Raw genomic sequence first — 20,379 nt, 5'->3', positions numbered from 1 at the left:
CCAAAAGCCCTTCAGAACACGCATTCCGAAAAAAGCTCTTCGTTCCGGCTCAGGAAGTGCCGCCACTATAGGTATTTGCTGGTAGTTCCTCAACGGACAAATTATAATGGCTCAGATAAAAAAAACTAATAGGTTAAACGTTGTTTCCTGTTTGTTAAAATCCGTTAACATCTAAGCCAGATAACCATGTCAAAGCGATTGCCACCCCTTAACGCATTACGTGTTTTTGATGCAGCAGCACGTCACCTGAGCTTCACCCGCGCGGCAGATGAGCTTTTTGTGACGCAGGCCGCAGTAAGTCACCAAATCAAGTCTCTTGAGGATTTTCTGGGCCTTAAGCTGTTTCGTCGACGCAACCGTTCGTTGCTGTTGACCGAAGAGGGGCAGAGCTATTTTCAGGATATTAAAGAGATTTTTTCCCAGCTTACGGAAGCCACGCGTAAGCTGCAGGCTCGCAGTGCAAAAGGTGCTCTGACCGTCAGTTTATTGCCCAGTTTTGCCATTCATTGGCTTGTTCCAAGACTCTCAAGCTTTAACTCAGCTTATCCGGGGATCGACGTTCGAATCCAGGCGGTAGATCGTCAGGAGGACAAGCTGGCCGATGACGTGGATGTCGCCATTTTTTATGGTCGCGGTAACTGGCCGGGCTTGCGCGTTGAAAAATTATACGCAGAATATCTCCTGCCGGTCTGTTCTCCCCTGCTGTTAACAGGCGAGAAGGCGCTGAAGTCACCCGCTGACCTGGCTCAGCATACGCTTTTGCATGATGCCTCTCGCCGCGACTGGCAAACTTATACCCGTCAATTAGGTCTTACACATATAAACGTGCAGCAGGGACCCATTTTTAGCCACAGTGCGATGGTGTTACAGGCTGCCATTCACGGACAAGGCGTGGCGTTGGCGAACAACGTTATGGCGCAGTCCGAAATTGAGGCAGGCCGCCTGGTTTGCCCTTTTAATGATGTACTGGTCAGCAAGAATGCGTTTTATCTGGTTTGTCATGACAGTCAGGCAGAACTGGGTAAAATAGCCGCCTTCCGGCAGTGGATACTGGCGAAAGCGGCAACCGAGCAAGAAAAATTCCGCTTCAGGTATGAGCAATAACGTTTGTGTGCCGGGCACGCATCAACTCAGGACTTAAACATGACCAGCCGATTCATGCTGATTTTTGCCGCGGTGAGTGGCTTTATTTTTGTTGCACTGGGCGCCTTTGGCGCACATGTATTAAGCAAGTCTTTGGGCGCTGTAGAGATGGGCTGGATCCAGACCGGCCTTGAATATCAGGCATTCCACACGCTGGCGATTTTTGGGCTGGCGGTGGCGATGCAGCGTCGTATCAGTATCTGGTTTTATTGGAGCAGCGTGTTTATGGCGCTGGGTACCGTGTTATTCAGCGGTAGCCTGTACTGCCTTGCGCTCTCACATCTGCGCCTTTGGGCGTTCGTTACACCCGTCGGTGGCTTCAGCTTCCTGGCGGGTTGGGTATTAATGTTTATCGGAGCTATCCGTCTGAAACGCAAGGGCGTTGTTCATGAATAAGGTTGTTTTATATTGTCGCCCGGGGTTTGAGAAAGAGTGCGCCGCGGAAATTACCGATAAAGCGGCGAAGCGCGAAGTCTTCGGCTTTGCCCGCGTAAAAGAAAACGCGGGTTATGTAGTATTCGAGTGCTATCAGCCTGAAGACGCAGACAAGCTGGCGCGCGAGCTGCCGTTCAGCTCGCTGATCTTTGCTCGCCAGATGTTTGTCGCGGGTGAGCTGCTGAAGGATCTTCCGCCGGAAGACCGCATCACGCCTATTGTCGGCATGCTGCAGGGCGTGGTGGAGAAGGGCGGCGATCTGCGCGTTGAAGTGGCGGATACCAACGAAAGTAAAGAGCTGATGAAGTTCTGCCGCAAGTTCACCGTGCCGCTGCGTGCGGCGCTGCGTGATGCAGGCGTGCTGACGAACTACGAAACGCCGAAGCGTCCGGTGGTGCATATCTTCTTTATCGCACCGGGCTGCTGCTATGCAGGCTATTCGTACACCACCAACAACTCTCCCTTCTTTATGGGCATCCCGCGTTTGCGCTTCCCGTCCGATGCGCCAAGCCGTTCCACGCTCAAGCTGGAAGAGGCGTTTCACGTCTTTATCCCGGCAGATGAGTGGGATGAGCGTCTGGCAAACGGCATGTACGCTGTCGATCTCGGCGCGTGCCCGGGCGGCTGGACCTATCAGCTGGTGAAACGCAACATGTGGGTATCGTCCGTTGATAACGGCCCAATGGCGCAAAGCCTGATGGACACCGGGCAGGTCACCTGGCTGCGTGAAGACGGTTTCCGCTATCGCCCGAATCGTAACAACATCTCGTGGATGGTGTGCGATATGGTTGAGAAGCCGGCAAAAGTCGCCGCGCTGATGGCCTCCTGGCTGGTGAACGGATGGTGTCGTGAGACCATTTTCAACCTCAAGCTGCCGATGAAAAAGCGCTATGAGGAAGTGTCGCAGAACCTGGCCTACATTCAGGAGCAGATGGATGAACACGGAATCAACGTGGAGATCCAGGCGCGTCAGCTGTATCACGACCGTGAAGAAGTGACGGTGCATATTCGTCGCTGGTGGGCTGCGGTCGGTGGACGTCGCGACGAGCGATAGTCCGTGTTGTATTGCCCGGTGGCGCTACGCTTACCGGGCCTACAGTAAAGCGTTAACGCTCTAACCTTAACTGCTGTAAATTCCCGTCCAGCTGCAAATCCGTCTGTAGCGTTGCGATCTCCCGGCAGGTAAACGCCATCTCTTTATGCGCCTCCAGCTTCTTGCGCCACTTTTCCGGTACCTCATCCAGACGGGCGTAAATCCCTTCCAGACTCTGAAAATCGGTCAGCAGCTGCGCGGCGCTCTTTGGCCCAATACCGGCGACACCCGGAACTTTAGAACTGCTGATGCCTGCCAGCCCCCAGTAGTCCGGCAGTTGTTCAGGTGAGACGCCGAACTCGCTGGCAATAAACGGCGCGTCCAGCCAGCGTTTTTGAAAATAGTCGCGAATGCGGATAGTCGGCGAGAGCAGCTGGCAGTAGCCTTTGTCAGTTGAAACGATAGTAGACTGATGCCCGGCACTGGCTACCTTTACGGCGAGGGTGGCCGCGAGATCGTCGGCTTCATTTCCCTGTGCGCCCCAGCAGGGAACGCCCCGCTGTTCAAATGCGGCGCGCAGCATGGGCAATTCGGCGTGAAGATCGTCCGGCATCGGGGCGCGTCCGGCTTTGTAGTCGGGCAGACGCTGGTGTCGCCAGCCCGTGTTGCGGGCTTCGTCATCAAATACCGCGACCGCGTGGGTGGGCTCACTGTGGCGGATAAGCTGCTCCAGCGCGTGCAGGCAGGTGTCTTTACAAGGCGTCCCCTGTACCGCATGGATACGGCGGATCAGGTTAAGAGCATCGACGATAAGTAAATGAACGGCCACAGATAATCTCCCTTCTATCTCATGCGTGAAGGGTAACACTGTTAGCAGCGTGAAACTATGAATGGTGGGGAAAACAGGAAGAAGCCTCGCAAAACGAGGCTTCCTGAGAGGCTTAATCGCAGGTGACGATCTTCATCGCCAGGCCGCCGCGAGAAGTTTCGCGGTATTTGGCGTTCATATCTTTACCGGTTTCGTACATGGTTTCGATAACCTTATCGAGACAGACGCGCGGCTCGCTGGTTCGGCGCAGCGCCATACGTGCCGCGTTCACCGCCTTCACGGAGGCAATCGCGTTACGTTCGATGCACGGTACCTGTACCTGTCCGGCAACCGGGTCACAGGTCAGCCCAAGGTTATGTTCCATGCCGATTTCCGCAGCAATGCACACCTGTGTCGGGCTTGCACCCAGCAGCTCGGCCAGACCCGCCGCCGCCATGGAGCACGCCACGCCGACTTCACCCTGACAGCCCACTTCCGCACCGGAAATAGACGCGTTCATCTTATACAGCGAACCAATTGCACTGGCGACCAGCAGGTAGCGCGCCAGTGAGTTCGCGTTCACTTCACGGATAAACTTGTCGTAGTACGCCAGCACCGCCGGAACGATACCGCAGGCGCCGTTGGTCGGCGCGGTGACCACGCGGCCCCCTGCGGCGTTTTCTTCATTCACCGCCAGTGCGAACATGTTGATCCAGTCTACAACGGCCATCGGGTCCGTCGTCGTTTTGTCGGTGCTCACCAGCATACGGCGCAGCGCAGCAGCGCGACGCGGCACGCGAAGCTTGCCCGGCAGAACGCCTTCGGTGGTTATCCCGCGCTCAATACCGCCGCGCATCACTTCCCAGACGTTAGTGAAGTGCTGTTCGAGTTCTTCTTTACTGTGAAGCGCCAGCTCGTTTTTCATCATCAGGCCGGAGAGGGAAAGGCCCGTCTCCTGGCAGTGACGCTGAAGATCCGCCGCCGTTTTGTACGGATACGGCACCTCGACAGAAGAGGTATTGGTTTGACCAAAGTGGTCTTCGTCGACGATAAAACCGCCGCCGATAGAGTAATACGTCTGGCTGTATACCGCTTTGTCGCCGGCCAGCGCGGTAATGCGCATGCCGTTTTCGTGCAGCGACAGGTTGTCCGCATGGAAATTCATGCAGTGGTCAACCGGGAATTCAACCTCATGCTCACCGTTCGCCAGCAGCAGGCGACCGTGGGTGTTCACATCCTGGATGAAGCCAGGGATCGCATCAATATCAACGGTATCCGGCAGATTTCCCGCCAGGCCCATGATAATGGCGATATCGGTATGGTGGCCTTTCCCGGTAAGGGAAAGCGAGCCGTATACATCGACAACCACGCGGGTAATGTCATGCAAGATGCCGCGTGCAATCAAGTCATCCGTGAACTGCTTACCGGCTTTCATTGGTCCGACGGTGTGAGAGCTGGAAGGACCAATACCGATTTTGAAGATATCGAATACGCTAATCATGATGCGTCCATTGCTTTCAGTCAGAGAGGGAGGAGTGCGCCGTCCGAAGACGGCGCGGGTGATAATCAGAACATGGTGTACAGGGAGTAGAAGATCGCAGAGATTGCGATAAGACCCATGATAACCACAAAGATGTTGCTCACATGACCGCTGTACTTGCGCATAGCAGGGACTTTCTGAATTGCGTACATCGGCATCAGGAACAGAATCATCGCGATGACCGGGCCGCCCAGGGTTTCAATCATGCCCAGGATGCTTGGGTTCAGGGTCGCTACCGCCCAGGTGGTGAGCAGCATGAACAGCGCAGTGATTTTGTTCAGCTTGTTGATTTCAATGCTCTTGCCTTTACCGCGCAGAGATTTAATCACCATACCGTTGAAGCCTTCGCGCGCGCCGAGGTAGTGGCCCAGGAAGGATTTGGTGATGGCGATAATCGCGATGATTGGTGCCATCCACGCAATGACCGGTGCGTTAAAGTGGTTCGCCAGGTAAGACAGAATAGAGATGTTCTGCTCTTTCGCTGCCGCCAGATCCGCCGGGGAGAGGCTCAGTACGCAGCTGAAGACGAAGAACATTACGGTCAGTACCATCATGATGTGAGCGCGCGCCAGGATGCTGGAGCACTTCTTCTCTGCGCCATTACCGTACTCTTCACGTTTCGCAACGGCGAAAGAAGAGATGATTGGAGAGTGGTTGAAAGAGAACACCATCACCGGAATCGCCAGCCAGAGGGTCATCAGCAGGCCGTTACCGGTTGCCGTTGCGCTGCTCAGGGACAGGGTTTCCAGCGCTGCACCGTTCCACTGTGGGATCAGGTAGCAAGCCAGTACCATCAGAGCAATAACGAACGGGAAGACCAGTACGCTCATTGCTTTCACAATCATCTGCTCACCGAAGCGAACGATGGTCATCATGCCCACGATCAGGATCAGAGACAGAATGGCACGCGGCGGCGGGGTCATGTGCAGCTGGTGCATCATGAAGCTTTCAACGGTGTTGGTGATTGCCACGCTGTAGACCAGCAGAATAGGGTAAATCGCGAAGAAGTAGAGCAGGGTAATCAGTTTACCTGCGCCCACGCCGAAATGCTCTTCAACAACTTCAGTGATGTCTTCGCCCGGGTTTTTACCGGACAGCACGAAGCGGGTCAGACCGCGGTGTGCAAAGAAGGTCATCGGGAAAGCAATGATAGCCATAATGATCAGCGGGATCAGACCGCCGACGCCTGCGTTGATAGGAAGGAACAGTACACCAGCGCCGATTGCTGTGCCATAAAGGCCAAGCATCCACATGGTATCCGTTTTGCGCCAACCACTTCGGGATTCAATCGAAGCAACGGTGCTGGTTTGAGTGGTTTCCATCTGTATCTCCTGGAGGAAGCAAATTGTCAGGTTTTTAGTCAAATCCGATGAAAAAGTGCCTGACGGTAATATGAAATTCGTTCAGTGACGGTTTTTTAATAATTTTTGCCCGTAACTATTGGCGGGCGGAAAGATACATTCTAGTTATGAATCTATCAGTGATCCTGATCCCAAATGCAATAATCCACTTATGAAGTGGGCATCTTTAGACCATTTCTCTGTTAAAAAAACGTCAAAGAGAATTTACGGGCGCGAAGGCTACCACCAACGACATGTGAGCTGAAAGACTGACCCGTGATATAGGTGTCTTTAGCTGTAAAGAAATGGGTTTTTAGTATTTTCTGGCAGGTAATTTGGATTAAGGCTGATAATTTACGGTTGAAAAAATAAGGTAATCGTTTGCTTTTGCGCGTAGTTTGTAAAAGACATAAGTGATGCGTATGAATTGCCTCATTAATAAAAAAGCCGGGACGCATGACAGGGCGACCCGGCTTTTATGAGATGCTAATGCGCGTTATGTGCAGATTTCGTAGCAAGGGATATAGGCTGAGCCCGGCAGCTTCATACGGTGCTGAGCGACAAAGCCCTGCAGCATGTCGTCCATGCGGCGCATCATCTCCGGGTCGCCGTGGATTTTGTACGGACCGTACTGTTCAATGGCGCGGATGCCCATCTCTTTGACGTTGCCCGCCACAATCCCGGAGAAGGCACGACGCAGATCGGCAGCCAGGACTTCCACCGGCTGGTCCGGGTAGAGTTTCAGGTTCGCCATATTTTCATGCGTTGGCTCGAACGGGATCTGCAGGTCCGGCGCAATACGGATTGACCAGTTAAAGCTGTACGCATCGCCGGTATCGCGACGGTTTTCCTTAACCAGCGGCATCGCCTTTTTCATCTGGCGCGCCACTTCCGCGGCATCGTCAATGATGATGCGATAGTGACGGCGCGCGGCTTCGCCCAGCGTGTGTACGATAAACTCGTCCAGCACGCGGAAGTAGTCGGCGCTCTCTTTTGGCCCGGTAAGGATCAGCGGCAGAACCTGATCTTTGTTGGCCGGGTTCATCAGAATACCCAGCAGATAGAGCAGCTCTTCCGCTGTCCCCACGCCGCCCGGGAAAATGATAATGCCGTGGGCGATACGGACAAACGCTTCAAGACGTTTCTCGATATCCGGCATGATAATCAGCTCGTTAACCAGCGGGTTAGGCGGCTCAGCGGCAATGATTGACGGCTCGGTCATGCCGATAAACCGCCCCTCTTTATAACGCTGTTGCGCATGCCCAACCGCCGCACCTTTCATTGGCGCTTCCATCGCACCTGGACCGCAGCCGGTACAGATATTCAGCTCGCGCAGGCCGAGCTGGGTGCCCACCCGACGCGCATAAAGGTATTCGGTTTCGTTAATGGAGTGGCCGCCCCAGCAGACAACCATGTTCGGCGCTTCGCCAACGTGCAGGGCACGGGCGTTACGCAAAATGGAGAACACCAGGTTGGTGATATGGACCGAGCTTTCCAGGTCGAGATGCTGGAAACGGCCTGCGTTGTGGATCTGCCCGTTAACAAACAGGATGTCACGCAGCACGGCAAACAGGTTCGCCTGAAGTGAACGAATAATGCGCCCGTCGACAAAGGCCTCTTCCGGCGGGTTGATGACTTCAAGCTTCACGCCACGCTCGCGGCGCAGCACATTGATATCAAAGCTTTCGAAGCGGGACAGCAGTTCTTTACTGTTATCTGTCAGGCTTCCGGAGTTCAGTACGGCAAGTGAACAGTTACGAAACAGTTGATAAAGATCGCTGCTGGCCGTGCGCTTAAGCATGTCCACTTCCAGCTGCGACAACATATCCATTGAGCCAAGCGGGCTAATATGTGTAATCAAGTGAGCTCCTTACGGGACGATTATCGTCTTTCCCTGTTGATTACAATAGCCCTGGCGCGTGACGTTTCACAACCTAAAGCGCGGAAGATACCGCGCATATTGTGAAAATATTTATATTACTGACGCACCAGCCGTCCCGTTGCTGGCACAAAATCGGTGTTGGTGCGCCATGGGTTGATGTCCAGACCGCCACGGCGGGTGTAGCGCGCGTAAACGCTCAGTTTTTCTGGCTGGCAGAAACTCTGAATATCGCTAAAGATACGCTCCACGCACTGCTCGTGAAATTCGTTGTGATGGCGGAACGACACCAGGTAGCGCAGCAATTTTTCCTGGTCAATTTTCGGGCCGCGGTACTGGATCTGCACCGAGCCCCAGTCCGGCTGGTGGGTGATCAGGCAGTTGGATTTCAGCAGGTGGCTGACCAGCGTCTCTTCGACCACCTTTCCGCTCGCGGCGTTTTCGAGGTAATCGGCGCTGAATTCATAATTCTCCACCTCAATATCCTGATCGTCGATGCAGGTCCCGTTGAAGTGGGCGACTGGCAGCCCCTCCAGCTCGTGCAGGCGATACAGTGAAACGCTTACCTTTCCCTTCGCGCAGGCGCTTAAATCACGTTCCAGGGTGTGCTGAACGTCTTCCCAGCTGTTGAATTTTGTCTGGTTAAAGCTGTTGAGATAGAGCTTAAAGCTTTTGGACTCGACGAGATTCACGCTGGCGTAATCCAGCTCAACGTGGCCCACTGCCACCTGCGGCAGGCCGCGCGCGTTGAGCCAGGAGAGTTCGTACAGCGTCCAGATGTCACCGCCGACAAACGGCAAGGCATCCGCATGCAGGCCCAGAGGATCGCGGTTCAGGCTGCGCGGCACGCCCTGCAGCAGGCTTGCATCGTAGGTATCGCGGTAATCGGTCGATTTACCCAGCGTTAAGCCGGTTAACGCCTGATGATTTTCGTAAGACATGTTTCATAGCCACTTTACAGGTACACTTATGGCCTGAGTTTATCCTGTCTGACAAGAAGAGAGAAATCGGTGGACATCGAAACTGCAAATGCCCTCACTACCTTCACGACCCGCTATTGCGACGCATGGCATGAAAAGCACCAGACATGGCCGCAAAATGCTGATTTGTATGGCGTACCTTCGCCGTGCATTATCTCTTCAGTCGACGATCATGTTATCTGGCAGCCAAAACCTTTCGACGGCGAGCAAAATGTAAATGCGGTTGAACGGGCAATGGACATTGTGGTACAACCAGCGGTTCATGCGTTTTATACCACGCAGTTCGCAGGGGATATGCCCGCACGCTTTGCTGATATTAAGCTGACGCTGTTGCAGACCTGGAGCGAAGAAGATCTGCAGCGCGTTCAGGAAAACCTGATTGGTCATCTGGTCACGCAAAAACGCCTTAAGCTTTCTCCTACGCTCTTTATTGCCACGCTGGACAGCGAACTGGACGTTATCTCCGTCTGTAACCTGTCAGGTGAAGTGGTTAAAGAGACTATCGGCACCCGCAATCGCGAGACTCTCGCCCCCTCTCTTGCGGATTTCCTCACCCGACTTGAGCCACTTCTGTAATCCATGATGCTATAGCGCGTGTGAGAGATCTCTTACAACGTTTGTGAGAGATCGCTGAAGATTCAGTATTACCTCATTTTATTCAGATTAATATCACTCTATTTTTCAACGAATTACTCGTTCATTGTATTGTTTCCAGGGATTTCTTACGGCTTACAACCCAGAAAGGGTGGGTTGTAAGACGAAGCGGAATAGCGGATTCTATTTCTGTCGACAGGATGCCGACACGACAAACGAACATCAGGATGATGGCGTTTCTCAAACAGGAATCGTCAGGATGGCGCTGCAGGAAGGCTTCAGGATGAAGCGAAGTGGATAACGCAGGATGCGTAAGGGACACCTCCAGGAAGGAGAACGAGAGCCGGTCAGGATGGCTGGTGGGTCAGGAAGGCCAGGACGTTTCAGGATGAAACAAACACGTCAGGAAGATGTGTGCAGGATGTATTGGCTTACGGATGACCAGGCCTTCGGGCTTCAGGAAAAGTTGTCACGGATGAGCAGGGAGCACGAATTGTAGCTGGAATGCTGCGAAACGAACCGGGAGCACTGTTTTTACAGTGCTCCCTTTTTTTATTTCTGCCTTCCGCAATGCTATGCTGCGCGCCGTTCACTTTTTCAGTTGAGGTTACTATGACGCAACACGATAGCGTTCGTGCTCAGTTGCACGCCATCGAAGCCCTTTTGCGCCAACATCAGCTGTGGCAGGAGACCGCGCCGCAGCCTGAAGCGTTCGCGAGCACTCAGCCCTTCTGCCTGGATACGCTGGCCCCGTTTGAGTGGCTGCAGTGGGTGTTAATCCCGCGCATGCACGCCCTGCTTGAGGGCGGTCACCCGCTGCCGCAGGCGTTTGCTGTCTCTCCCTACTATGAAATGGCGCTCGAGGCGACGCACCCTGCGCGCGACGTGATGCTGGTCGAACTGGAAAAACTGGATGCCCTGTTCGCCGGTGAAGATGCATGACGCTTGAGATCCTCTATCAGGACGAGTGGCTGGTGGCGGTGAATAAACCGTCAGGCTGGCTGGTGCACCGCAGCTGGCTCGATCGCGATGAGAAAGTGGTGGTGATGCAGACCGTTCGCGACCAGATTGGTCAGCATGTTTTTACCGCCCATCGTCTCGACAGGCCGACCTCCGGCGTGCTGCTGATGGGGCTTTCCAGCGAGGCGGGGCGTCTGCTATCACAGCAGTTTGAACAGCATCAGATGCAAAAGCGCTACCACGCGATCGTGCGCGGCTGGCTGACGGAAGCCGCCACGCTGGACTATCCGCTGGTGGAGGAACTGGACAAAATCGCCGATAAATTTGCCCGCGATGACAAAGGTCCGCAGCCCGCGGTGACGGACTATCGCGGCATGGCGACGACCGAAATGCCGGTGGCAACCAGCAAATTCCCGACCACACGCTACAGCCTGGTTGAGCTTCTGCCTAAAACCGGGCGTAAGCACCAGCTGCGACGCCATCTTGCGCACCTGCGCCACCCGATTATTGGCGACAGCAAACACGGTGATTTACGCCAGAACCGCAGCGCGGCCGAACACTTTGGCTGCCATCGTCTGATGTTACACGCCAGCGAGCTGAGCCTGACGCACCCGTTTACCGGCGAGCCGCTGACTATCCGTGCGGGGCTGGACGACGTCTGGATGCAAGCGCTGTCACAGTTTGGCTGGCTGGGACAACTCCCCGAAAATGAAAGGGTTGAGTTTGTACCGGGCAACGTTCAGGATGAAGAGTAAGCGCATTCAATATGGGAAAATAGCATGGCTGAAGTAGGCATTTTTGTCGGCACAATGTACGGCAACTCGCTGCTGGTAGCGGAAGAGGCTGAGGCAATACTCGCCAGCCAGGGCCATAAAGCCACGGTCTATGAAGACCCGGAGCTGGCAGACTGGGAAAAGTATAAAGATAAGTACATTCTGGTGGTGACCTCCACCACCGGGCAGGGCGATCTGCCGGACAGCATCGTGCCGCTGTTCCAGGGCATTAAAGACCAGCTTGGCTATCAGCCGGACGTACACTACGGCATCATTGCTCTGGGCGACAGCTCTTACGCCAACTTCTGCGGCGGCGGCAAGCAGTTCGATGCGCTCCTGCAGGAGCAGAGCGCCCAGCGCGTCGGCGAGATGCTGCTGATTGATGCGGGTGAGCACCCGGAGCCAGAAAGCGAATCAAACCCGTGGGTCGAACACTGGGCAACGCTGCTTAAATAGTTCTCCAGGCCGGGTAAGGCTTAGCCGCCACCCGGCGATACGCCCCGCTCCAAACGCCAATTCCGTGAACCACCTTCCATTCCCCTGGGCTTATGCCATAAACAACCTCTCATGCACCCTTCAATACTGTGTTTTTGCACGGTGAGAGAACGGACCACTCCTTCATATACTTTTCCGGTCACTATAAAACGGCGTCAGGCCGTACCAAAACGACAAATACCAATCTCATTCTGATTACCCTACCGGTGCTGTACAGAATGAACCAGGCGAAAGCTATGTTTCAGGAGTGCAACAATGAGTACATTAAGCCACGCAGCGAGCAGCGCTGAAAAGCGCACTAATGCCCGCTACTGGATAGTGGTGATGCTGTTTATCGTCACATCCTTTAACTATGGTGACCGCGCCACGCTGTCGATTGCCGGTTCGGAAATGGCAAAAGATATCGGCCTTGATCCGGTGGGCATGGGTTACGTTTTCTCCGCATTCTCATGGGCCTACGTCATCGGGCAAATTCCTGGCGGCTGGCTGCTGGACCGTTTTGGATCTAAACGCGTCTATTTCTGGTCCATCTTTATCTGGTCGATGTTTACCCTGTTGCAGGGTTTCGTCGATATCTTCAGCGGCTTCGGCATTATCGTGGCGCTCTTCACGCTGCGCTTCCTGGTAGGCTTAGCGGAAGCACCTTCCTTCCCGGGGAACAGCCGTATTGTCGCTGCCTGGTTCCCGGCGCAGGAGAGGGGAACGGCGGTGGCGATTTTTAACTCCGCACAGTACTTCGCGACGGTGATCTTTGCGCCCATTATGGGCTGGCTGACGCATGAGGTGGGCTGGTCACACGTCTTCTTCTTCATGGGCGGGCTTGGGATCGTCATCAGCTTTATCTGGCTGAAAGTGATCCACGAACCCAACCAGCATCCAGGCGTGAACAAAAAAGAGCTGGAGTACATCGCGGAAGGCGGCGCGCTGATCAATATGGATCAGAAATCCGCAAAAGCAAAAGTCCCGTTCAGCCAGAAATGGGCGCAGATCAAGCAGCTCGTCGGCTCGCGCATGATGATCGGTATCTATCTGGGCCAGTACTGTATTAACGCCTTAACCTACTTCTTCATCACCTGGTTTCCAGTATACCTGGTGCAGGCACGCGGCATGTCGATCCTGAAAGCGGGATTTGTCGCGTCGGTCCCGGCAATCTGCGGCTTCGTCGGCGGCGTGCTCGGCGGGGTGATTTCCGACTGGCTGATGCGCCGCACTGGGTCACTGAACATCGCGCGTAAAACGCCGATTGTGCTCGGCATGCTGCTCTCCATGACCATGGTGTTCTGTAACTACGTCAACGCCGAATGGATGATTATCGGCTTTATGGCGATGGCCTTCTTCGGCAAAGGCATTGGCGCGCTGGGCTGGGCGGTGATGGCGGATACGGCGCCGAAAGAAATCAGCGGCCTGAGCGGCGGTCTGTTCAACATGTTCGGCAACATCTCCGGGATTGTTACGCCAATCGCTATCGGCTACATCGTCGGCACCACCGGCTCTTTCAACGGTGCGCTAATCTACGTGGGTGTGCATGCGCTGGTGGCGGTACTGAGTTACCTGGTGCTGGTAGGGGATATCAAACGCGTCGAACTTAAACCTGTTGCGGAGCGTGGATGATGACAACGCAATCGAGCCCAACCGTTACGGAGATGAAGGTCATTCCGGTGGCCGGGCAGGACAGCATGCTGCTCAATATCGGTGGGGCGCATAACGCCTGGTTTACCCGTAATATCGTCGTGCTGAAAGACAGCGCAGGGAATACCGGCGTGGGCGAAGCCCCGGGCGGAGAGGTAATTTACCAGACGCTGGTTGATGCCATTCCGCTGGTCGTGGGTCAGGAGGTTGCCCGTCTGAACAAGGTCGTTCAGCGTGTGCATAAGGGTAACCAGTCTGCTGACTTTGATACGTTCGGTAAAGGTGCCTGGACGTTCGAACTGCGCGTCAACGCGGTCGCCGCGCTGGAGGCCGCCCTGCTCGACTTACTGGGTAAAGCGCTCCAGGTCCCGGTTTGCGAGCTGCTGGGGCCCGGCAAACAGCGTGATGCGGTCACCGTGCTGGGCTATCTGTTCTACGTTGGCGATCGCAATAAAACCGATCTCCCCTATCTGGCGCGATCCACGGGCGATCACGACTGGTATCGCCTGCGCCACCAGGAAGCGCTCTCCAGCGACGCGGTGGTGCGTCTGGCCGAGGCGGCGCAGGATCGCTACGGCTTTAAGGATTTCAAGCTGAAGGGCGGCGTGCTGCCCGGCGAGCAGGAGATTGACACGGCCCGGGCGCTGAAAAAACGCTTTGCGGATGCGCGGATCACCGTTGACCCGAACGGCGCCTGGCTGCTGGATGAAGCGATTAGCCTGTGCAAGGGGCTAAGGGATGTCCTGACCTATGCGGAAGATCCCTGTGGCGCGGAGCAGGGCTTCTCGGGCCGCGAAGTCATGGCTGAGTTTCGTCGCGCCACCGGGCTGCCGGTCGCGACCAATATGATCGCCACCAACTGGCGTGAAATGGGTCATGCGGTGATGCTGAACGCTGTCGACATACCGCTGGCGGACCCTCACTTCTGGACGCTTTCAGGCGCAGTGCGCGTGGCGCAGCTGTGCGATGACTGGGGGCTGACCTGGGGCTGTCACTCGAACAACCACTTTGATATTTCGCTGGCGATGTTTACCCACGTTGGCGCGGCGGCGCCGGGTAACCCGACCGCCATCGACACCCACTGGATTTGGCAGGAAGGTGAAGCCCGCCTGACGAAAAATCCGCTGGAAATCATCAATGGCAAGATTGCCGTACCGGATGCGCCGGGCCTGGGCGTGGAGATTGACTGGGATCAGATCCATAAAGCCCATGAGGCGTATAAAAAGCTACCGGGCGGCGCGCGTAACGACGCGGGCCCGATGCAGTACCTGATCCCCGGCTGGACATTTGACCGCAAGCGCCCTGTTTTTGGACGTCACTGATAAAAGGATTACACGATGAGTACTTTTACGACCCCTGTCGTCACTTCCATGCAAATCATTCCGGTTGCGGGTCATGACAGCATGCTGATGAACCTGAGCGGCGCGCATGCGCCGTTCTTTACCCGCAACATTGTCATTATCAAAGACAATTCCGGCCATACGGGCGTGGGCGAAATTCCGGGCGGGGAGAAGATCCGCCGGACGCTGGAAGATGCCATTCCGCTGGTGGTGGGCAAAGCGCTGGGCGAGTACAAAAATGTCCTCAACACCGTGCGCAATACCTTTGCCGATCGCGATGCCGGAGGGCGTGGCCTGCAGACCTTCGACCTGCGCACCACCATTCACGTGGTGACCGGGATTGAATCCGCGATGCTGGATCTGCTGGGTCAGCATCTGGGCGTTAACGTTGCGTCGCTGTTGGGCGAGGGGCAGCAGCGCAGCGAAGTGGAAATGCTGGGCTATCTGTTCTTTGTCGGCGACCGCAGGCTGACGCCGTTGCCTTATCAGAGCCAGCCGGATGAACAATGCGACTGGTATCGACTTCGCCACGACGAGGCGATGACCCCGGATGCGGTGGTGCGCCTGGCGGAAGCCGCTTACGAGAAGTATGGCTTCAACGATTTCAAACTGAAGGGCGGCGTGCTGGCCGGTGAGGAAGAGGCGGAAGCCGTCACCGCGCTGGCAAAACGTTTCCCGCAGGCACGCGTGACGCTGGATCCGAACGGCGCATGGTCGCTTGAAGAAGCGATCAAAATTGGCAAGCAGCTGAAAGGCGTGCTGGCGTATGCGGAAGATCCGTGTGGGGCTGAACAGGGCTTCTCGGGCCGTGAAGTTATGGCGGAATTCCGTCGCGCCACGGGGCTGCCGACCGCGACCAATATGATAGCCACCGACTGGCGTCAGATGGGACACACCCTGTCATTGCAGTCCGTCGACATTCCGCTGGCGGATCCGCACTTCTGGACGATGCAGGGGTCGGTGCGCGTGGCGCAAATGTGCCACGAGTTTGGCCTGACCTGGGGCTCGCACTCTAATAACCACTTCGACGTGTCGCTGGCGATGTTCACGCACGTTGCCGCCGCCGCGCCGGGCACGATTACTGCTATCGACACGCACTGGATCTGGCAGGAAGGTAATCAGCGTCTGACTAAGCAGCCGTTTGAGATCAAAGGTGGCATGGTGCAGGTGCCTTCCACGCCGGGGCTGGGGGTTGAGCTGGATATGGACCAGGTCATGAAAGCCCATGAGCTGTATCAAAAACACGGTCTGGGCGCGCGCGACGACGCGATGGCGATGCAGTATCTGATCCCCGACTGGACATTCGACAATAAACGCCCGTGCATGGTACGATAAACGCATTGGGACCGCTCCCATGGGCGGTCTTTTACGTGGTGTATGCTTAACGTAACGACTATGCGTAAGGATGGCTTATGAAAATTGTTATCGCACCGGACTCGTATAAGGAAAGTTTGAGTGCGCTTGAGGTTGCGACAGCGATAGAACGTGGTTTTCGCGAGATCTTTCCCGAGGCGGTTTACGTCAAACTGCCGGTCGCGGACGGTGGCGAAGGGACGGTTGAGGCGATGATCGCGGCAACGCAGGGACGCATTGTGCATGTTCCGGTGACCGGCCCGCTGGGTGAGCGCGTGGAAGGATTTTATGGCTTATCCGGTGACGAGCAGAGTGCCTTTATTGAAATGGCGGCGGCAAGCGGCCTGGAGCTGGTCGTTCCTTCACAGCGTAATCCCCTGAAAACCACCTCGTGGGGGACGGGCGAACTTATTCGTCACGCGCTGGACGCAGGCGTTAAGCATATCATCATTGGCATTGGCGGCAGCGCCACCAATGACGGCGGAGCAGGGATGGTGCAGGCGCTGGGGGCAAAGCTGCTGGACGACAGCGGGCAGCCCCTTGGGCAGGGCGGGGGTGAACTGGGAAAACTCGCGCGTATCGACCTGAGCGGGCTGGACAGACGTCTGGCGGAGTGCCGGATTGAGGTCGCCTGTGATGTGACGAATCCGCTCACCGGTAAGGATGGCGCGTCAGCCGTATTTGGTCCGCAAAAGGGGGCCACTCCCGAGATGATCGTTACCCTGGACAACGCGCTGGCGCAGTATGCGAGAGTCATTGCCCGGGATCTGGATATCGACGTGCTAAACCTTGCTGGCGGCGGCGCGGCGGGTGGCATGGGGGCCGCGCTGTACGCCTTTTGCGGCGCGCAGCTGCGCCAGGGTATTGAGATCGTGACCGATGCGCTACACTTGGCCGACCAGGTGGCCGACGCGGATCTGGTGATCACGGGAGAAGGCCGCATCGACAGCCAGACGATCCACGGCAAAGTCCCGGTGGGCGTGGCGAAAGTGGCGAAACGCTTTAACAAACCCGTCATCGGCATTGCAGGCAGCCTGACGGCGGACGTTGGCGTGGTACACGATCACGGCATTGATGCGGTGTTTAGCGTGATCTACACCATCTGCTCGCTGGAAGATGCGCTGGAAAATGCCAGCGAGAACGTCAGGATGGCCGCCAGGAATATCGCGGCGGTGCTGAAAGTGGGGCAGGGAATGTAGTGCTCCCTCTCCCTGTGGGAGAGGACATCAGGCCGCAACCGCAATTGTAGGCCCGGTAAGCGTAGCGCCACCGGGCTTTTACCTCAGCTTCCCAGCACCTTCGTTGCTTCCCGCGTTACGTTATCCATCTCATCCAGCAGCTCCAGGAACTCCGGTTCAAGCTCCGATTCCGGTGTGCCGGCACGCAGCTGCTGCTCCAGCAGTTGGCAAAGATTTTTCAGCCGAGGTACGCCGCTGTACCCGCAGCTGCCGTGCAGCTTGTGGATTGCTTCCAGCAGCGCTTCCGGGTTTTCACCCACCAGCTGCTCTTCCACCTTATTGCGAATTTCCGGCAGAAACGCGACCAGCATTTGCAGCATTTCGCGGGCCAAATCGGGTTTACCGGCCGCCTGGCGCAGCGCGAGCTGCCAGTCAAAGGTGGCGTTCTGGTTAACGCTGATTTCAACCGGCTCGCTGGAAACCGTGTATGTCCCGCCAATGTGACCCGGCTTATAGCGTAACAGCAGGTTATGAAGCTTCTCTTCATCGATGGGCTTCGCCAGATAGTCATTCATCCCGGCGCTCAGCAGCTTCTCTTTCTGACCGGCCATCGCGTGCGCGGTGACCGCAATGACCGGGGTTTGCTGCTGATGCGGCAACTGGTGGATCAGCTCACAGGCCCGAATGCCATCCATGCCCGGCATCTGAATATCCATCAGGATTAAATCGAACTGCATCTGCTTCGCCTGTTCAACCGCCTGCGCGCCGCTGGTGCACAGCTCAACGTGCTGAACCTGGTCCTCAAGCAATGCGCCAATCAGCTTCAGGTTGGCCGGATTATCATCCACCGCCATCACGCTCATCGGCAATTTTTGCTCGTCGTTAATCAGCGGGAGAGCATGCTGGCTATGACGGCAATACTCCGTGAGCGCGGGCAGGAGGCGGGTCGAGGTGAGCGGTTTCAGCAGACACGCGGCGGCTCCGTCGTTTTTCAACTCCTCCGCATTAATCTGGGCGTGGCAGGGTAGCGCCAGCAGCAAATAGTCGGTCATCGATGCGGCTTTCGCCAGCCGCTCCTGCTGCATGGTCAGTTCGCCGGTGAAGGTGACCGGGATCCCCATCAGCAGAATGTCGTAATGCTCAACGGCAAGGGCTGAGAAGGTAGGGCTATAGACCACCTCCAGCGGCGTGGTGCTTAAAATATCGAGCGCACACTGCGCTGCCGCCGCATTAGGTTCGACGTAGGCCAGACGCTTGCCTTTCAGGCAGTCCGTCACCGGGCCATCGGTCAGCACGTTCGGATTGAGATCCAGATTAATGTGGAACCAGAAGGTTGAACCGCGGTTTGGCTGGCTGTGGAAAGAGATATCGCCGCCCATCTCGTTCACCAGACGCTGCGTGATTACCAGCCCCAGACCGGTGCCGCCATGACGGCGGGATATACTGGCATCCGCCTGACGGAACGCCTGGAACAGACGCGACTGATCCCGTTCCGGAATACCGATGCCGGTATCGCGGATCTGGACTTCAATCTGCACCTTATTACTGCTGATCGAGCGTTTCTCTACCAGGACGTCGATATTACCGCTTTCGGTGAATTTAATGGCATTCCCGACAAGGTTGGTAATGACCTGCTGCAGGCGGAGCGGATCGCCAATGACGTTATCCGGCACGTCGTTTTTAATGTTGAGCGTCAGCTCAAGGCCTTTGTCATGCGATGAGTGCGCGAGCAGCGTCACCACCTCATCGAGCGTACTGCGCAGCGGGAACGGAATGCTTTCCAGGATCAGCTTGCCCGCTTCCAGCTTGGAGAAGTCCAGCACGTCGTTGATGATCGCCAGCAGGTTGTTGGCCGAGCGTTCAATGGTGTGCAGGTGATCGCGCTGAGTAGGATTCAGTTCGCTTTTCAGCGTCAGGCGGGTAAAGCCGATCACGCCGTTCAGCGGGGTTCTCAGCTCGTGTGACATATTGGCAAGGAATTCGGATTTAATGCGCGCGGCTTCCTGGGCGCGCTTTTTCGCCAGATCCAGCTCAACGTTCTGGATCTCCATCTGCTCCAGCGTTTCGCGCAGGTCGGACGTCGCCTGGTCAACGTTGTGCTGCATCTCTTCATGATACGCCGCCAGCGACATGGCCATCGAGTTGATGCCGTTTTTCAGCATATCCAGCTCGCCCAGCATAAACCCTTCCACCCGGCTGTCGAGCTGACCCCGGCGGATGCGGTCAACCGTGTTAACCATGTTGCGGATGGGGCCTGTCACGTCACGCATCAGGCGCCAGCCGAAGATCAGCGCAATGCCAATGCAGAACAGCATCATCACGCCAGAGATAAAAATTTCTTTGTACTGCTGTAGCCGGACCGACTTGAGATCCAGCTCGAGCGCCACATATCCCAGCATATTGTTGCTGGATTTAGCGTCGGATTGCGCTGACTCATCGGGTGAATAGCTTTCCGACACGATCGGCGTGCGCAGGATCATGATATCGCCGCGCCGCAATACGGTGAGATGGCGCGGGAACGGCGTGCCGTCAGGAATTTTCAGGGACGTCGGGTCAAGGTGAAAATTCGAGGTAACAAACAGACGGTTGTTTTCATCATAAACGGAGATAGCCCGCACGATGTCCGAGTGACGACGATGCAGGACGCTAATTAACTGACCAATGGATTCCCGGTTTTGCAGGTTCATCCCGTACTCGCTGGAGACCGCCAGCGGTTCGATAATGCTGGCTCCGGCGTCTTCCAGCTGTCGCTGCAAATCGTTATAGCGATGCACCACAAAGAAGATACTCAGCAGCAAACCGATCAATACGGTGGGGGCGAGGATCAAAATCATCATGCGTGCACGCAGGCTGTAGTTGGTCATGGCGTTCCGTTATGGGACAATTAGGACAATTATGT

The 20,379-nt window shown here is 55.9% G+C and carries 17 protein-coding genes; 11 read left to right on the top strand and 6 right to left on the bottom strand.

From position 1 onward, the window contains the following. Nucleotides 1–186 precede the first annotated feature (186 nt). From gcvA to rlmM, 3 genes are read left to right on the top strand one after another with little or no spacing between them, the layout of a single operon-like run. On the top strand, nt 187–1,104 hold the full coding sequence (gene gcvA / locus F0320_RS17375) for a glycine cleavage system transcriptional regulator GcvA (protein ID WP_023309032.1): 918 nt from the start codon (nt 187–189) through the stop codon (nt 1,102–1,104). 39 nt (nt 1,105–1,143) lie between these two features. Continuing rightward, nucleotides 1,144–1,539 (top strand): DUF423 domain-containing protein, encoded by a 396-nt coding sequence (locus tag F0320_RS17370; protein ID WP_023309031.1) that lies wholly within the window; start codon nt 1,144–1,146, stop codon nt 1,537–1,539. Next, nucleotides 1,532–2,632: a 23S rRNA (cytidine(2498)-2'-O)-methyltransferase RlmM gene (gene rlmM, locus F0320_RS17365; protein WP_047650241.1), complete on the top strand. Its 1,101-nt coding sequence runs from the start codon at nt 1,532–1,534 to the stop codon at nt 2,630–2,632. Before F0320_RS17370 ends, rlmM begins: the two co-directional genes overlap by 8 nt. Nucleotides 2,633–2,684: 52 nt before the next feature. Here the strand turns inward: rlmM and xni are convergent, their stop codons facing one another. The 5 genes from xni to queF all read right to left on the bottom strand — a co-directional run bounded on the left by xni (nt 2,685) and on the right by queF (nt 9,119). Continuing rightward, nucleotides 2,685–3,440, bottom strand: a complete 756-nt coding sequence (gene xni / locus F0320_RS17360) for a flap endonuclease Xni (protein WP_126329657.1) — start codon at nt 3,438–3,440, stop codon at nt 2,685–2,687. Nucleotides 3,441–3,552: 112 nt separating this feature from the next. Further along, the gene (locus tag F0320_RS17355) at nt 3,553–4,920 is read right to left on the bottom strand and encodes an L-serine ammonia-lyase (RefSeq protein WP_033146431.1); all 1,368 of its coding nucleotides are present in this window, start codon (nt 4,918–4,920) and stop codon (nt 3,553–3,555) included. A gap of 65 nt (nt 4,921–4,985) precedes the next feature. Further along, entirely contained in the window at nt 4,986–6,281 is a 1,296-nt protein-coding gene (locus F0320_RS17350) for an HAAAP family serine/threonine permease (protein ID WP_126329655.1), read from the bottom strand. A gap of 514 nt (nt 6,282–6,795) precedes the next feature. Next, the gene (ppnN, locus tag F0320_RS17345) at nt 6,796–8,160 is read right to left on the bottom strand and encodes a nucleotide 5'-monophosphate nucleosidase PpnN (RefSeq protein WP_023309027.1); all 1,365 of its coding nucleotides are present in this window, start codon (nt 8,158–8,160) and stop codon (nt 6,796–6,798) included. A gap of 116 nt (nt 8,161–8,276) precedes the next feature. Continuing rightward, complete coding sequence (gene queF, locus F0320_RS17340; RefSeq protein ID WP_126329653.1) at nt 8,277–9,119, bottom strand: NADPH-dependent 7-cyano-7-deazaguanine reductase QueF; 843 nt, start codon at nt 9,117–9,119, stop codon at nt 8,277–8,279. Nucleotides 9,120–9,188: 69 nt separating this feature from the next. On the opposite strand from queF, the gene syd reads away from it, so the two are divergent. The 8 genes from syd (at nt 9,189) to F0320_RS17300 (ending at nt 17,501) form a co-directional block, all read left to right on the top strand. Further along, a complete protein-coding gene (gene syd, locus F0320_RS17335; RefSeq protein WP_126329651.1) occupies nt 9,189–9,734 on the top strand; it encodes a SecY-interacting protein in 546 nt (181 codons plus the stop codon). Nucleotides 9,735–10,364: 630 nt separating this feature from the next. After that, complete coding sequence (locus tag F0320_RS17330) at nt 10,365–10,694, top strand: YqcC family protein (protein WP_023309024.1); 330 nt, start codon at nt 10,365–10,367, stop codon at nt 10,692–10,694. Beyond that, nucleotides 10,691–11,467, top strand: coding sequence for a tRNA pseudouridine(65) synthase TruC (gene truC / locus F0320_RS17325; protein ID WP_126329649.1), 777 nt, complete (start codon nt 10,691–10,693; stop codon nt 11,465–11,467). Before F0320_RS17330 ends, truC begins: the two co-directional genes overlap by 4 nt. Before the next feature lie 24 nt (nt 11,468–11,491). After that, nucleotides 11,492–11,941: a flavodoxin gene (locus F0320_RS17320; protein WP_029741558.1), complete on the top strand. Its 450-nt coding sequence runs from the start codon at nt 11,492–11,494 to the stop codon at nt 11,939–11,941. Nucleotides 11,942–12,235: 294 nt separating this feature from the next. After that, nucleotides 12,236–13,591: a galactarate/glucarate/glycerate transporter GudP gene (gudP, locus tag F0320_RS17315; RefSeq protein WP_045404164.1), complete on the top strand. Its 1,356-nt coding sequence runs from the start codon at nt 12,236–12,238 to the stop codon at nt 13,589–13,591. Beyond that, nucleotides 13,591–14,931 carry an enolase C-terminal domain-like protein gene (locus F0320_RS17310; RefSeq protein WP_126329747.1) on the top strand — a complete coding sequence of 447 codons (1,341 nt, stop codon included), beginning with the start codon at nt 13,591–13,593 and terminating at the stop codon, nt 14,929–14,931. The genes gudP and F0320_RS17310 overlap by 1 nt, the downstream gene beginning before the upstream one ends. A 15-nt stretch (nt 14,932–14,946) precedes the next feature. Continuing rightward, on the top strand, nt 14,947–16,284 hold the full coding sequence (gene gudD / locus F0320_RS17305; protein WP_149323918.1) for a glucarate dehydratase: 1,338 nt from the start codon (nt 14,947–14,949) through the stop codon (nt 16,282–16,284). A gap of 77 nt (nt 16,285–16,361) precedes the next feature. Beyond that, the gene (locus F0320_RS17300; protein ID WP_032660254.1) at nt 16,362–17,501 is read left to right on the top strand and encodes a glycerate kinase; all 1,140 of its coding nucleotides are present in this window, start codon (nt 16,362–16,364) and stop codon (nt 17,499–17,501) included. 83 nt (nt 17,502–17,584) lie between these two features. Here the strand turns inward: F0320_RS17300 and barA are convergent, their stop codons facing one another. Beyond that, nucleotides 17,585–20,344: a two-component sensor histidine kinase BarA gene (gene barA, locus F0320_RS17295; protein ID WP_126329645.1), complete on the bottom strand. Its 2,760-nt coding sequence runs from the start codon at nt 20,342–20,344 to the stop codon at nt 17,585–17,587. Between the last annotated feature and the right edge of the window lie 35 nt (nt 20,345–20,379).

This window comes from Enterobacter dykesii (genome assembly GCF_008364625.2).
Taxonomy (GTDB): Bacteria; Pseudomonadota; Gammaproteobacteria; order Enterobacterales; family Enterobacteriaceae; genus Enterobacter; species Enterobacter dykesii.
This window is presented reverse-complemented; position numbering and strand designations above follow the sequence as displayed.

Excerpts from the sequence above, each read along its gene's own strand:
- gcvA (WP_023309032.1), top strand. The coding sequence starts at position 187 with ATGTCAAAGCGATTGCCACCCCTTAACGCATTACGTGTTTTTGATGCA.
- F0320_RS17370 (WP_023309031.1), top strand. The coding sequence starts at position 1,144 with ATGACCAGCCGATTCATGCTGATTTTTGCCGCGGTGAGTGGCTTTATT.
- rlmM (WP_047650241.1), top strand. The coding sequence starts at position 1,532 with ATGAATAAGGTTGTTTTATATTGTCGCCCGGGGTTTGAGAAAGAGTGC.
- F0320_RS17355 (WP_033146431.1), bottom strand. The coding sequence starts at position 4,920 with ATGATTAGCGTATTCGATATCTTCAAAATCGGTATTGGTCCTTCCAGC.
- F0320_RS17350 (WP_126329655.1), bottom strand. The coding sequence starts at position 6,281 with ATGGAAACCACTCAAACCAGCACCGTTGCTTCGATTGAATCCCGAAGT.
- queF (WP_126329653.1), bottom strand. The coding sequence starts at position 9,119 with ATGTCTTACGAAAATCATCAGGCGTTAACCGGCTTAACGCTGGGTAAA.
- F0320_RS17330 (WP_023309024.1), top strand. The coding sequence starts at position 10,365 with ATGACGCAACACGATAGCGTTCGTGCTCAGTTGCACGCCATCGAAGCC.
- truC (WP_126329649.1), top strand. The coding sequence starts at position 10,691 with ATGACGCTTGAGATCCTCTATCAGGACGAGTGGCTGGTGGCGGTGAAT.
- F0320_RS17320 (WP_029741558.1), top strand. The coding sequence starts at position 11,492 with ATGGCTGAAGTAGGCATTTTTGTCGGCACAATGTACGGCAACTCGCTG.
- gudP (WP_045404164.1), top strand. The coding sequence starts at position 12,236 with ATGAGTACATTAAGCCACGCAGCGAGCAGCGCTGAAAAGCGCACTAAT.
- F0320_RS17310 (WP_126329747.1), top strand. The coding sequence starts at position 13,591 with ATGACAACGCAATCGAGCCCAACCGTTACGGAGATGAAGGTCATTCCG.
- gudD (WP_149323918.1), top strand. The coding sequence starts at position 14,947 with ATGAGTACTTTTACGACCCCTGTCGTCACTTCCATGCAAATCATTCCG.
- F0320_RS17300 (WP_032660254.1), top strand. The coding sequence starts at position 16,362 with ATGAAAATTGTTATCGCACCGGACTCGTATAAGGAAAGTTTGAGTGCG.
- barA (WP_126329645.1), bottom strand. The coding sequence starts at position 20,344 with ATGACCAACTACAGCCTGCGTGCACGCATGATGATTTTGATCCTCGCC.